Source organism: Coleofasciculus sp. LEGE 07092, assembly GCF_015207375.1.
GTDB lineage: Bacteria > Cyanobacteriota > Cyanobacteriia > Cyanobacteriales > Coleofasciculaceae > LEGE-07092.
Window position 1 is genome coordinate 1 of sequence record NZ_JADEWY010000021.1, and the last position, 14,033, is coordinate 14,033.

Genomic DNA, 14,033 nt, shown 5'->3' on the forward strand with positions numbered 1-14,033 from the left:
GAGCTGGGGAGCTGGGGAGCTGGGGAGATGAGTAACACTCAAAAATATCCTTTTCTCCCTACACCCCACACCTCACCCCCAATTGCTAACATCAATCTAAAATGCTAGCTCTAGAATCTCATGCGCCTGTTTACGACAACAGCGGGATTGCGCTGCTACCTAAATCATCACCGACCGGGAAAGGACGTTGGTCTTGTGCCAACAATGGGAGCCTTGCACGTCGGTCACTTCAGTTTAATTGAGCGGGCAAGACGCGAAAATACTATTGTGATTGTCAGTATTTTCGTGAATCCGCTCCAGTTTGGTCCCATGGAAGATTTTCAGCAGTACCCGCGTCCATTGGAACAGGATCGGCAACTGTGCGAACAGGTGGGGGTTGATGCCATTTTTGCTCCGACAGCCGTTGAATTATATGGTCATCACCGGTTGACTTCTGATGTGGGTGCCGAGTTGACTCAAGTTGTGCCGCCGACAGCAATGACTTCTGTATTGTGCGGTCGTTTCCGCCCCGGTCATTTTCAGGGGGTTGCCACTGTCGTTACTAAGCTCTTAAATCTGTTACAGCCAAACCGAGCTTATTTTGGTCAAAAAGATGCCCAACAACTGGCGATTATCCGCCATTTGGTGGCAGATTTGAATGTGCCTGTGACGATTGTGGGTTGTCCGATTTTGCGGGAAGAATCGGGACTGGCTTACAGTTCTCGTAATCAGTATCTAACCGAGTCGCAAAAATCCCAAGCTCCTATTCTTTACAGTGCTTTGCAGCAAGCCCAGAAAGCCTTTCAAGCTGGAGAACGCGATCGCACTGTTTTGATTGAGACGGTCAAATCTGAGTTAACCCGCGCTAGCGATATTCTGGTAGATTATGTTGAACTGGTTGATCCCACAACCTTGATGCCATTGGATCAAGTTGAACACAGGGGACTGTTAGCCCTTGCCGCCCACTTCGGTTCAACGCGCTTAATTGACAATATACTGCTAGTAGATCGCCAACCTGTTGTGGCAATTGATGGTCCGGCGGGTGCTGGTAAATCTACAGTCACTCGCTTAGTGGCTAAGGCGCTGGGACTGATGCATTTAGATACGGGTGCCATGTATCGGGCTCTAACTTGGCGGGTTATGCAAGGGGAAATCGAGCTGGAGGATGAACCTGCGATCGCTGAACTCGTCAGCCAGTCTCACATTTATCTGACTAATGAAGGTGTTGAAGAGCCGGGGGTGAGGGTTTGTATTGATGGAGAGGACGTTACCCAAGTCATTCGCTCCCCTGAAGTCACCGCGAATGTTTCTGCGATCGCGGCTTTGCCAGAAGTGCGCCGTGAGTTAGTCAAACAACAACAGCGCTTGGGGTGTAAAGGTGGTATTGTTGCAGAAGGACGGGATATTGGCACCCATGTCTTTCCCGATGCCGAACTCAAAATTTTCTTAACGGCTTCTGTTCAAGAACGAGCCCATCGGCGGCAGGAAGACCTTAAAAACCAAGGACATGGGGATGTGAGTCTAGAACAACTTGAACACGAGATTCAGCAACGAGATATTAAGGACAGCACCCGCGCTATAGCCCCACTGTGCAAGGCACCGGATGCTATAGAAATGAATACCGATGGTTTGACGATCGCGGAAGTGACCGCAGGAATTGTCAATCTTTACCAGGAGAGGGTATCATCGTAGGCAAATTTCTGTAGCGATCGCGGCTCCTATAGAGAACGTTTACAGAGTGGGTGCATAGACTCCCATTTCCCACAAAGAAGTGGGATAGAATCTTTTGCTGTTTATCCGTTGTCTGGTAGAAAAAACCAAATGCAAAGGACAAAACCTTAGTTGAAAAAATTGGCTGTTTATCCCGGATGTATCGTGGTTTGGGTAGTAATTAACAACAGCATTATTAATGTTAATGTTAAGGCGGATGTAAGTACTCGGTTCGCTATTGCCTTACCGGGTGCTGCAATTTAGGAATGACAACCTTGAGATATTGAGGGGCAGTATTAGAAATTAGGGTTTGAGAGCGGATCTACTTCTAATTGGCTTTTTGTAGCTAATTCGTTTAAGACTTACGCAATCACTTCCTCGGTGTCTTCCTAGGATTAGGTAGACACCGAGAGGAAAAAGTAAGAATACTTGCGTAAGTTTTGTTAGTTTTTATACCCAAATGCCGCTCGACTTGCTATTACAGCTCCCACAATGGGAATAATTTCCAATTACTGCTCATCAAAAACTGAGGGATAAAAAGCCATAACCTTGCCGCTTTGGTGTTCAGAGGAGTGAAGGAGATTTAATGTGGCAGAACCCCGTCTGTTTACTGGGCAATACAAGCTCTCTATGATAGCAGTTGCCATTACGCTTGGTTTTATCGCTGGCATAAGCTTACCAATCAGTCGCTCGGTTAAGCCGGAAGTCGCTCCACCAGTTAATTGGTTAAACAGGCAACAAAATCCAGATTCAAATATATCAAAGGTTACAGGGTTAATTGGGCAGCAAAATCAGACCTATAAGAAAATGGTCGCTGAATTGGCGGCGGAAGAAGCCAGACGGTTGAATTTTTCTGTCCCCGTTCAATTTCAAGGAAAAACAATTGAACACGTTAAACTAAAAGACGACTCTAAAACCATTGCCCTAACCTTTGATGATGGACCTTGGTCGAGTGCGACCCCTCAAATACTTGATATTCTTAAAGAGAATAACATCAAAGCTACTTTTTTTTTAGTCGGAAAACACGTGCAGCGTTATCCTCAAATTACAAAACAAATAGTAACTGAAGGTCACGCCATTGGCAACCATAGCTGGAGTCATCAATACCATCAGTACAGCACAGCAGCAGCAGATCGTGAACTTAATAACACGGCAGCTTTAGTTCATAAGTTAACTGGAGTAAAAACCACATTATTCAGACCGCCTGCTGGTATCTTGAATAATGGCTTAGTGGCATACGCTCACCAGCAAAAATACGCGGCGATTATGTGGTCAGCAGACTCAAAAGACTGGAGTATTCGTAGTACAGAAAAAGGGTTGATTGACAATGTACTTACAGCCGTTAAACCAGGAGGGATTGTTTTACTCCACGATGGTGGGGGCAATCGATCCAAGACAGTGCAGGCTTTACCGAAACTAATTTCCGAATTGAAAAAGCGCGGCTACCAGTTTGTAACCGTGCCGGAACTATTGGAAATGGAAGAAAAGTAGGGGTAATGGAGCTGGGAGCTGGGGAGGTAGGGACACAATATATCGCTATTCTGTCACTCTAGTACATTTCGTCAAAAGTTTTTGACCACCTCAAGAGAGACAAGGAGGACAAGGGGGATTTTAGCTGGTCACTTATTTCCGCCACGCTGCACTAGTCAGGGGATTTCTTTTAAAGAGTGGTGTCAAAACCAAGCCAGTTTATCAGTTGAGGCGGGACGAACAGTACAGGTGCTGTTAGCAGCAGTGTCAAGTCTATAGTGAATCATCTTAACTGGAAGTTGATGTGTTGTGTGTGATCGATCGCCTATTGACGTAGCAAGACTAGATTTGTGTATTGCCAGATACCAGGGGTTCAGATCCCCAACTTCTTAAAGAAGTAGGAGATCTGCTTTTACGAGTTAGACTCCTTAGACACTAAACTTGCACTAACACCCTCCAAATCAGCAACCTTACGACTAAAGAGCTTGAAATACAAACCCACAAAAAATTCCTTAATAGGAAGTGTCATAAACGTTAGTGGATTAATCGTTACGATAATATTCCGCACATCCCTAACCGCCAAATTCACAATTTGCTTCGCCACCCAATCTGCTGACATCACTCCAATCGGATTCAGATTGCTTTTAAACGGTCCCAAAATCAATTTTCGCACCACACAAGGGGCATCCAAACGCCGCAACGTCACCAAATCTCCCAATGCCCGTTTTGTTAACTCATACAACGGACTAAACGCCGGACTGACTTCCGCCTCTGACGTATTCACCCAAACTTCCTTACGGGCAATATCCTCATTCGTGCGTACTGTCTTAAAAAATAGTTCCAGCAACCGCCAGCTTGAAAACGTGTTGACTTCATAGGATAAAGTAATGGCATCCGCTGTCCTTTCCCCATGCACGTTAATCCCATGATTGAGAATCAGAATATCAACCTTTTCTAACTCGGCTACCAGTTCTGATTCTTTCCCTACCTGCCAGGTGACAGTTTTTAGTGACAGACTTTCACCATTCACAACCAAGTCAATCGTCTGCCTCTTCGAAGTCAGAGCAATTACCTTCGCTCCCCGATTGTGGAGGTTTTGCATCAGTGCTTGTCCCAACGTTCCCGATGCACCCGTTACCGCCACTGTCTTACCTTTGAGGGAAAGTGCCGTACCCATAAGTTTGTCTACCAACGTCAATGTGCTGCAATAGTAAGCCTTTTGATTATCAAAGTGATGCCGCCAATGGTAGGTGCGATTTACTGTCCAATGAGACGGCGGACTTAAAAACGGACCCGGTAAATGGGTTAAATCTGTGAGTTCATGCGCCCATTTCAACCCACTCCCCCGCGCGATCGCACCCAGTAAAAAGCCTATGGTATAAATCGAACCAGCCAATGCTACCCAATGATACTGGGGTATTACCCTGTAGGCAGCAAGCCACATCAATACGCTCAACAGCAGCATCACCAAGCATTCCGGCACATCATTGAACCAGTGAGCCTGTCGATAAATGCGATCGCTCGCAGGCGTCAAATCTGGGCGAAACACCCGATGGTGCCAAACGTGCAACCGATACAGAGGAGCCCAGTAATGGGACAAGGCGTGATAAAAGTCCCGTACCAGCTCTACCCATAACACAGAACCCAGTCCCCAAACTGCTATTGTTATCCAAGACATTGTCATACACAAACTCCAAACACCCTTTATCGATAATGATTCAAGCAGTACATTTTTCTCCCCACTCTCTACCTCTCACCTCAGCCCCTAACAATTGCTCCCCCACCAAAACTCATGAATGCAAACACTTCCCTATCAAAGTATAGAAAAATTAATAATTCAAGATACAATCAGATACAATTTAATCAGTAAGGGTGGTGAAATCAAGTAACTTATGTCGCAGGATTCCTGGAACGAAAATGACGAACTTGACCCGATTGGCTCCCTGCTATCTGAATGGTCGAATGATGATTTTGAAAATGACTTCTTCTTCCAAGGACTAGAAGGACGCCGACGCAAGGCGGCTGTAGTGTTAACCATGATTTGGGGTGGCACAATTGCATTGCATCTAGTCTCTTGGGGTTCCTGGTTAATTGTGGGATTGACTGCGCTACTAGGGATTCAAGCTGTACGAATCGTCCTAGCTCGACCGTTAAAGACACCGAAACTGCTTTCGGATACCGATCAAGAGAATTTCCCTTTTGTTTCCCTGCTCGTGGCAGCAAAAAACGAGGAAGCTGTGATCAGCCACCTCGTCAAGATGCTGTGTAACTTAGATTACCCCAAAACGCGCTATGAAGTTTGGGTGATTAACGACCACAGTACAGATCAAACACCCATCCTGTTAGAGCAACTAGCGGCAGAGTACGACCAGTTGAAAGTACTGCACCGAGGCGCTGATGCAGGTGGCGGCAAATCGGGAGCACTCAATCAAGTACTTCCCCTTACCCAAGGAGAGATTGTGGGGGTATTTGATGCCGATGCTAAAGTCTCCAAAGATTTATTGCGGCGGGTGCTGCCCTTATTCAGACAGCCGAAAATGGGAGCTGTGCAAATGCGCAAAGCAATAGCTAATGCCTCAGAAAATTTCTGGACACGAGGGCAGATGGCAGAAATGGCATTCGACTCCTACATTCAACAGCATCGGATTGCCATCGGCGGCATTGGGGAACTGCGAGGCAACGGACAATTTGTTCGTCGAGTAGCCTTAGAACGGTGCGGCGGTTGGAACGAGCAAACTATTACCGACGACTTAGATTTAACCATTCGCTTGCACCTTGATAAATGGGATATCGGCTTTCTCAACTTCCCGCCTGTGGAAGAAGAAGGCGTCACCAGTGCCTTAGCGTTGTGGCATCAGCGCAACCGCTGGGGAGAAGGCGGATATCAGCGCTATCTGGATTACTGGCGTCTCATTGCCAGCAATCGCATGGGTACGTCGAAAACGCTGGATTTATTTTCATTCATGATTATCCAGTATCTTTTACCCGCTGCTGCCATACCCGATTGCTTAATGGCAATTGCTCGCAACCGTCCACCAATCCTCACCCCTCTGACTGGATTGACAGTTACCCTTCCCCTACTGGGAATGTTTATTGGGCTGCGCCGCATCCACAAAGACCAACCATTAACCGCTTCAACCTTTTTTGTTACCCTTTTGCAGACCCTACGCGGCACCTTTTATATGTTCCACTGGATGCTAGTTATTGCCGGGATGACAGCTCGCATTTCCGTGCGTCCTAAAAGGCTGAAATGGGTGAAAACCACGCATCAGGGTACTGGGGAAGGGGAAGAAAGTTTTGAGTTTTAACCCAAGCTTCAATATTTACAGTCATTGCGAATGAAGCAATGACGTTTGTGTAATTAATTTTGCTTAACTACTTAACTTGACTCGTTGCCGGTTCTTCTGAAGGAAAAAGCAAGGGAGCCATCCAACCGAATAGGATGCCTCCCAGCACTAAAATTTCAGCAATGCGGAGAAGCGTATTTCGTTTCATCGTTGCTTGTGCTGTACTAAAGAACGGATTTGTTTGATCCAACTGGCTGGCGAATCATTTGAACGGTACTTCAGGCTGAACATAGAAACCATAAACGACCAACCGCCTACCTTCGCACTCATTAACAAGTGAATTGCTAGACAAAACACCAGCACCACCCATCCAATCAGGTGGAGAGAGTACCAAGTATGATTCAGCTCTCCCGCAGGTAGCCATTCTTCTTTAACCATACTGCCGGAAACTAACGAAAAAGTTATAGCTAATAGCATCACGGTATTGATGATGCGGTGGAGGCTGTACCAGCCGATAGGTTTACCGAGTTGGCTTAGTTTCTGGAAAGAATCGGGTTGAATTAGGCGTTTTTGACCGATATGGAAACTATAGAGCGCAAAGGCAGGCATTACTGCTAAGAGCAAGGTTTTGCCGAAGGTGCCGTGAATGCCGATTATGTCATTAATTTGAGGCAGTGGGAGTTGACCAAACCGTCCGTCATAGGTGTTGTACACCCAAAATGAGGTAATAATTGCTAACAGAGCAATGAAAGCGTTGATACCGTGCAGGAATCTCAACAGCGAAGGCTGATAAGGTCGGGAGTGGGACATTCTTTCAATAAATGATAAAGGATAAAGGACTATCTAAAAATAGCAACAGCACCAAAAATCAAAAACAAAACACCACCCAAGGCAGTAATTAAGCGTTCGGAAATTCGACCCGCAATTAAGCGTCCGCCGATAACTGCGATCGCTGTACAAATGCCATGACCTAAAATCGCGCCTGCTGTAACACCAATAGGTGGATGGGTAGCAGCTAAGGCAATGGTACTGATTTGTGTGCGATCGCCCCACTCGGCAAGAAAGGTCATGGCAAAAGCTTGCAGTAAAATAGCGAGGTTGGGAGAACACCAGCCCTTTTGCTTGGATAACGTTACAGTTCCATCTCGATCTTGCTGGGCAACTTCTAGAGCAGCTTCCTTTGCTCCTGTATTTTCAGCTTGGGCAGGCATTTGACTAGCATCGTAAAGCAGCTTAAACCCAAAACCGAGAAATAAGGCAATTTCTCCATAATGAATGTAATGTTGGGGTAGCAGCCCAACAACCTGTCCCAACAGCACCGATAATATCGTCATTGCTGCCAGTGCCGCCATGACTCCCACGAAGATCAACCGACGCGAGTAGCGCATGGCTAAAATGACGCCGATAAAAAACGTCTTGTCACCTAACTCGGAAATCGTAATCAGCAATAAACCTGCTGTAAAAGCTGCTAACATTCTTGTCAAGCTCCTTCAAGATTAGCAATTTTCTTGATGGAGCTTGGTGGGACTGGCAAGACCTCACCAAGCTCACATCAAGCTGTGAACTCAGTGAAAGTCTCGCTACCAAGGTTCTAAAATTTCAGATTCAGAAGTCAGGATTTAACTGAACTGAAACTCGAATACTTGTCACCTGAACCAGGCTCATCGCCAGTATGTTGATTCAGATGTTCTGGTTTGTTTATGACCAGGAGCTACTCCCTTTCCTTATCTTTATATATAGCATAAATTTGAATTCAAATTTATAATTTATTGTGCTGAATCTTGCTATTTATTTTCAACTTTTTTTCATGATTTAATCATATTTTATTCATGGTTTACTCTTCTTGTCCTCCTAAGCGATAGGCAGCAGATAGCGATTAATCCAATAAACTGCCTTGGATTGCCAAAAACGATCGCAAAAAGACAGAAGAAAATGCGGGATTGGCATCAAAAAGCGTGACAGAAGGGCATCAAATTCTACACATCAAAAGGAAACATCAATGTATTTTTTCGTAAAGTTTTTTAATAAAACGAATTTTATCACTGCCCAGCAAAAACCTTGAATTAATTCGACAAAGGACTTAAACTAACTCTCGATTAGATTTTCAGTATCAGTTGTAGCGGACTTTCGATGGAGTTCATAAAAAAATAATCTGCAACGGCAATTGACGAATGTTAAGAAAGGCAGCAAGCTTAAAATGGAACATTGATAAGTCTTGAAAAAGTAGGGGAAAGAGAGAATAAGAGGAGCATCCTAAAAAAATCTAAAGAAATCACAGGTACAGTTGATGTCAGATTGTAAGACTGATGCCATTGCAAAAGAATGCATTAGCTGGCATCAGGATGCCTCCCTTGTAAGCTAGACCCCGAAGCGTTCTAACGCATACGTTGTACCCATCAATCTAAAGGAGAATTTTTCATGGCACCTATCAAAATCGGGATTAACGGATTTGGTCGCATCGGACGGTTGGTATTCCGCGCCGGAATTGAGCATCCAGACGTTGAGTTCTGCTGCATTAACGACTTAGTTCCCCCAGAGAGTATCGCGTACTTACTCAAATACGACTCAACCCACGGTCGTTTCAAAGGAACAGTGGAAGCCAAACCCGACGCTATTGTCGTTAACGATAAGGTCATCCCTTGCGTATCCGTCAGAAACCCAGAGGAACTGCCTTGGGGCAAATACGGTGTCGATTTCGTGGTTGAGTCTACGGGTCTATTTACCGATTATGAAGGAGCATCCAAACACCTGAAAGCCGGTGCCAAGCGGGTGGTTATTTCTGCACCGACCAAAGAAAAAGACCCCGAAAAACTCCCCACTCTGCTCGTAGGCGTCAACCATAATAGCTACGACCCGAAGAAGCATACCGTTGTATCCAATGCTAGCTGCACCACCAACTGTCTCGCTCCCATTGCCAAAGTCATTCACGACAACTTCGGGATGGCAGAAGGGTTGATGACCACGGTTCACGCTATGACTGCCACGCAACCAACCGTAGACGGACCCAGTAAAAAAGACTTGCGCGGCGGACGTAGCGCCACTCAAAATATTATCCCAGCATCAACTGGTGCAGCAAAAGCCGTAACCCTAGTCTTGCCGGAACTCAAAGGCAAGCTAACCGGGATGGCATTGCGCGTACCAACACCCGATGTATCAGTGGTGGACTTGACCTTCCGCACCGAAAAGGCAACCAGCTACAAAGAAATTTGTGCTGCCATGAAGAAAGCCTCAGAAGGGGAACTCAAAGGTATTCTGGGTTATACCGAAGATCCGGTAGTTTCTACAGACTTCACCACTGATCCCCGTTCCAGCATCTTCGACGCGGGTGCCGGAATCGAACTCAACTCCAATTTCTTTAAAGTCGTTTCTTGGTACGACAATGAGTGGGGTTATTCAACGCGGATGATTGACTTGATTGTGTCGATGGCAGCTAAGGGTTAAAAGGGGAGTGGGGAGCAAGGGTGCTGGGGAGCAGAGTAACATCTCGCAAATCTCCTTGTCCCCTTGTCCCCTTGTCTCCTTGTCCCCTTGTCCCTGTCTTCAAATCAACCATGGCAAAACTAATCCTCGTGCGTCACGGTCAAAGTGTCTGGAATGCCGCCAATCGATTTACTGGCTGGGTTGACGTTCCTCTCAGTCAGCTCGGTCGCCAAGAAGCAATGTTAGCGGCAAAAAAGATTACTGCCTATCAGATTGATGTTTGCTTTACCAGTCTGCTGGTGCGGGCGATTGAGACAACTGCCATTTGCCTGACCGAATGTGAAGAAACCTGTGCAGGCAAAACCCCCGTCTTCAAGCACAAAGAAGACGACCCTGACTGGCACGGTTGGGACAAATATGAAGGCGACAAAAACTTAGAAATACCCATCTTCCTGAGTCAGGCGTTGGACGAACGCTATTACGGTGACTTGCAAGGGTACAACAAAGCGCAAATGGCGGAGAAAGTTGGTAAAGAGCAAGTGCATCTATGGCGGCGGTCATTTTCCGTGCGTCCGCCTGGGGGAGAGAGCCTGGAAGATACTGCCAAACGCACACTTCCCTACTTCAACAGCCGGATTATGACCCACATAAAACACGGGGATAATGTCCTAGTCTCCGCACATGGTAACTCTCTGCGGTCAATCGTAATGGTTCTTGATGAACTCAGCCAAGAGGTGGTTCCCAACCTGAATCTGGCTACCGGTATCCCCCTAGTCTACGATATTGACGAGCAAGGTAATGTTGTTGGGAAAGAGACATTAGAGTCATGAACGAACCCTGAACTACCATGCGTAAAACCAAAATTATCTGCACCATCGGTCCAGCTAGTTCTGACTTCGAGACAATGAAAGCAATGGTAGAGGCAGGTATGGATGTAGCTCGCCTCAATTTTTCCCATGGAGACCACTCTACCCATCAGCAGTACATTAATACTCTCCGCCAAGTTTCTAAAGAACTCAAACACCCCATCGCCATCTTGCAAGATTTACAAGGACCGAAAATTCGTGTGGGGGAGATGCAAGAGGGTGTGGTTTTGACATCGGGTGAAAAGACAATCATTACGATGGAGGATGTCGTTGGCACAACTACCCGCTTCAGTTCCACCTATAAAGGTTTAGCCCAGGACGTAAAGGTTAATGACCCCATTCTTATCAATGATGGCTTGCTCAAACTGCGAGTCAATGAGGTAAAGGATCATGAAATTCACTGTACGGTTGTCTATGGTGGTGCTTTAAAAAGCCATAAGGGAATTAACCTCAGCCAGTCCTCTATCTCTACACCTCCACTTACCGAGAAGGATCTGGAGGACTTGGAATTTGGCTTGAGCCAAGATGTAGACTATATCGCCTTGTCCTTTGTCCGAGAAGCTGCCGATTTGGAGAAAGTGAGAGATATCGTGAAGCGTTCTGGTAAGCCAACCCACGTTGTTGCTAAGGTAGAGCGTCACGAAGCAGTCGAGGCAATGGATGACATTGTCCAAGCTGCCGATGTCATTATGGTGGCGCGGGGTGACTTGGGGGTTGAGATGCTTCTCGAACAAGTGCCTCAGATTCAGAAGTCTCTCATTGATACCTGCCGCAACCATCTCAAACCCGTCATCACTGCTACCCAAATGCTGGAGTCGATGATCCAAAATCCGCGTCCTACTCGGGCTGAAGTGTCTGATGTGGCGAATGCGATTTTGGAAGGAACTGATGCAATTATGCTGTCAGGAGAAACCTCTGTCGGTCGCTATCCGGTGGAGACGGTAAGAACAATGGCTCGTATTGCCGAAACTACTGAGGCACGTTTGACCTTCTCCCGCGATTATATTGATGGAACTCAGGAACACACCATTTCAACGGCTGTCGGTTATTCCGCTTGCCAACTGGCGCAGAACATCAAGGCAAAGGCAATTATCTGTTTTACTGAATACGGCTACTCGACGCGAGTCCTTTCAAAGTATCGCCAGTCTATTCCAGTGATTGCCGTTACTCCCACGGAATTGGTGCAACGGCGGTTGGTGCTCTATTGGGGAGTGCAGTCTTTGCGACTAGAGGAAGTCTACAGTACTGACGCGATGATTGTTTTGGCAGAGCAAGCGGCTGTCGAACACGGTTTTGTGAATAAGGGAGATGTGGTAGTGATGATTGCGGGGTTGCCTCTGGCAATCACTGGCGTCACGAATTTGATCAAGGCACACCGCATTGGAGAGCAAGTGGCAGTTTAAGAATCTTTATCTTTCTCAAGAGTTTGTCTAAATTTTGACCTGTTGTTTAGGCGCGATCGCATTTACCAGCTTCAAAACCGCTAGTCCAGAGAGGAGTTCATGTCTTAACACGGTAAACTTACCTCTGGCTAGACTCCCAGAGCAAAACAAGCATTGATGAGTTATCTCAATAACCCTGATGAGTTATGCTAATAATTAAGTAGTGTTACTGAAACGCTACCTTCACCTGAACGAAGTTCAGTGAAATTGCTCATACTCAATGCTTACAGTCTGAGGCAGGCTGTAAGTAAGGGGTGTAGCTTTCAAAATTTTGATAAATGGGACTGTTCTTTTATTTCCATAATTACGTTTTTTTTCCTGACCTAAAACTGCTGTTGAGTAAAGTGGATCGAATCAATCCGGTTTTAAGATGAGCTGCTCTTCGGAGGGTAGCGAATAAACCCCGTCTAAATCCTGAGGGGACCTAACCAACAGAACCGAGACACCTGTAATACACTGCCAGCTTCGCTCTTCTGAATCAGTAATGGGGAAGTGCTACTTAAACCTGGAAACTTTCCCTAAAAAAGTACCCGAATCAATCCGGGACGAACTACGAAGCCGTTGTAGGTAAATTACAGGCGCTCCAGTTCGCTTGTTTGTAATACAGGAAAGGATAATGACTGTATCTGAGTATACAACGAAAAAACTGATTTTGACTAGCTGGGTTGGACTGAGTCAAGGCAAATTGTCCTCAAACCCAGCCACTCCGATCACACCTAAGAAATCCTTCCAGCCGCTGAAGCCTGTAAGACAGTGGCTTGATCGACTTGAAATCCACAACTCTAAACTAGCGCACCGCATCTGCCAACTGATCCCAGCGCAATGCCCCTTTGAGCGCGAGATCAAACTGTTCGGTCGCACTTTACTGTACATTCCGCCGATGTGCAAATTAAATCCTCTGTATGACGAAGTAGTAGCACTACGCTTTCGCGCTCTGTGTTATTTAGCTGATGAATGTGGTGAAGATATCTCCGCTTACTGCTAGAATTCCTGAACTGGAATTTTAATAGTGGGCGTCGGGAACGCCATTTGTAAGACATCATGGCAATCATTGCTCTGAAAGCTTGGTATCTCCAGGAGTACGAACCGATTAAAGAACTGGAGAAACGTCCCCATGACCTGCGTTTGAGCAAAAATAGTTTGCTTAAATCGGGTTTGAGAGCTGATTTTTTAGACGATAGCCAGGATGTCAGACAATCAGACTGGTTTGGACGTTACCTGGAAGGGGAAACGGTGGAGTTTTACATCGAAGGGAGTGGCGGCTATGCCATTTCCAACATCGACCTGATCTCTCACGAGATTTACTTCACCAAGCAAGAGGTGATGGCACAGCTAGAGCCAATCGTCTTCTTGAGCTACCAAACTGAATACAGCGCCGCTAACGAAGCGCTGCACAGTACCCTGTCTGACGCGCTGGAAACATTCAACGAGCGATCGCGCCTGCCCCTAACCCTAGAAGTATCCCGACGCCCTGCTGGTGAACCTATGCGTTTGAGCAACACTCAAATGCGTACAATCCGCAAAAGCCTATTATTTGTTGCTGATGGAACACCAATTGCTAGGAGTGGCGGAGAAAAGCCCCTGTTAATCCCCAGTCCTAATGTCTGTGTAGAAATTGGCTATGCCTTAACTGCCAAGCGCACCGAACAAATTTTACTGGTGCAGATGGAACGTCAAGACTTACCCGGTCAATTTCCCTTTGACCTGCCCAACTACCAGCAGCTAGTGTTTCAGAGGGCGAAGGATTTACAGCGAACCTTGCCATCTGTGCTGGAAACGCTGCTACAACGGTTTAATTTACGACCTTAATTGGGATTTGCCGAGCAATTTGCTAATCTTAAAGACCGATCAGGTGTGAT

Annotated in this window: 12 protein-coding genes; 9 read left to right on the forward strand and 3 right to left on the reverse strand. The window is 46.3% G+C overall.

Annotation, left to right across the window (positions count from 1 at the left end):
* Positions 1–120 precede the first annotated feature (120 nt).
* The 3 genes from IQ257_RS07425 to IQ257_RS07430 all read left to right on the forward strand — a co-directional run bounded on the left by IQ257_RS07425 (position 121) and on the right by IQ257_RS07430 (position 3,180).
* The gene (locus IQ257_RS07425) at positions 121–1,671 is read left to right on the forward strand and encodes a bifunctional pantoate--beta-alanine ligase/(d)CMP kinase (RefSeq protein WP_193872747.1); all 1,551 of its coding nucleotides are present in this window, start codon (positions 121–123) and stop codon (positions 1,669–1,671) included.
* Between the two features lie 150 nt (positions 1,672–1,821).
* Positions 1,822–1,953: a hypothetical protein gene (locus IQ257_RS30685; RefSeq protein WP_265584447.1), complete on the forward strand. Its 132-nt coding sequence runs from the start codon at positions 1,822–1,824 to the stop codon at positions 1,951–1,953.
* Positions 1,954–2,277: 324 nt separating this feature from the next.
* Entirely contained in the window at positions 2,278–3,180 is a 903-nt protein-coding gene (locus tag IQ257_RS07430) for a polysaccharide deacetylase family protein (protein WP_322744238.1), read from the forward strand.
* Positions 3,181–3,571: 391 nt separating this feature from the next.
* Here IQ257_RS07430 and IQ257_RS07435 read toward each other — a convergent pair whose 3' ends face one another.
* Entirely contained in the window at positions 3,572–4,843 is a 1,272-nt protein-coding gene (locus IQ257_RS07435; RefSeq protein ID WP_193872748.1) for a bifunctional sterol desaturase/short chain dehydrogenase, read from the reverse strand.
* Between the two features lie 208 nt (positions 4,844–5,051).
* On the opposite strand from IQ257_RS07435, the gene IQ257_RS07440 reads away from it, so the two are divergent.
* Positions 5,052–6,467, forward strand: a complete 1,416-nt coding sequence (locus IQ257_RS07440; protein WP_193872749.1) for a glycosyltransferase — start codon at positions 5,052–5,054, stop codon at positions 6,465–6,467.
* Positions 6,468–6,650: 183 nt separating this feature from the next.
* Here IQ257_RS07440 and IQ257_RS07445 read toward each other — a convergent pair whose 3' ends face one another.
* Positions 6,651–7,256 (reverse strand): cytochrome b/b6 domain-containing protein, encoded by a 606-nt coding sequence (locus IQ257_RS07445; RefSeq protein ID WP_193872750.1) that lies wholly within the window; start codon positions 7,254–7,256, stop codon positions 6,651–6,653.
* 29 nt (positions 7,257–7,285) lie between these two features.
* On the reverse strand, positions 7,286–7,921 hold the full coding sequence (locus IQ257_RS07450; protein WP_193872751.1) for a TMEM165/GDT1 family protein: 636 nt from the start codon (positions 7,919–7,921) through the stop codon (positions 7,286–7,288).
* Positions 7,922–8,864: 943 nt separating this feature from the next.
* Here IQ257_RS07450 and gap point away from each other — a divergent pair.
* The 5 genes from gap (at position 8,865) to IQ257_RS07475 (ending at position 13,983) form a co-directional block, all read left to right on the forward strand.
* Positions 8,865–9,887, forward strand: a complete 1,023-nt coding sequence (gene gap, locus IQ257_RS07455; protein WP_193872752.1) for a type I glyceraldehyde-3-phosphate dehydrogenase — start codon at positions 8,865–8,867, stop codon at positions 9,885–9,887.
* 110 nt (positions 9,888–9,997) lie between these two features.
* The gene (locus IQ257_RS07460) at positions 9,998–10,696 is read left to right on the forward strand and encodes a 2,3-bisphosphoglycerate-dependent phosphoglycerate mutase (RefSeq protein ID WP_193872753.1); all 699 of its coding nucleotides are present in this window, start codon (positions 9,998–10,000) and stop codon (positions 10,694–10,696) included.
* A gap of 17 nt (positions 10,697–10,713) precedes the next feature.
* Positions 10,714–12,135: a pyruvate kinase gene (pyk, locus tag IQ257_RS07465; protein ID WP_193872754.1), complete on the forward strand. Its 1,422-nt coding sequence runs from the start codon at positions 10,714–10,716 to the stop codon at positions 12,133–12,135.
* A gap of 655 nt (positions 12,136–12,790) precedes the next feature.
* Positions 12,791–13,159, forward strand: coding sequence for a Mo-dependent nitrogenase C-terminal domain-containing protein (locus IQ257_RS07470; protein ID WP_193872755.1), 369 nt, complete (start codon positions 12,791–12,793; stop codon positions 13,157–13,159).
* A 56-nt stretch (positions 13,160–13,215) separates the two neighbouring features.
* Positions 13,216–13,983 carry a hypothetical protein gene (locus tag IQ257_RS07475; RefSeq protein WP_193872756.1) on the forward strand — a complete coding sequence of 256 codons (768 nt, stop codon included), beginning with the start codon at positions 13,216–13,218 and terminating at the stop codon, positions 13,981–13,983.
* The last annotated feature ends 50 nt before the right edge of the window (positions 13,984–14,033 follow it).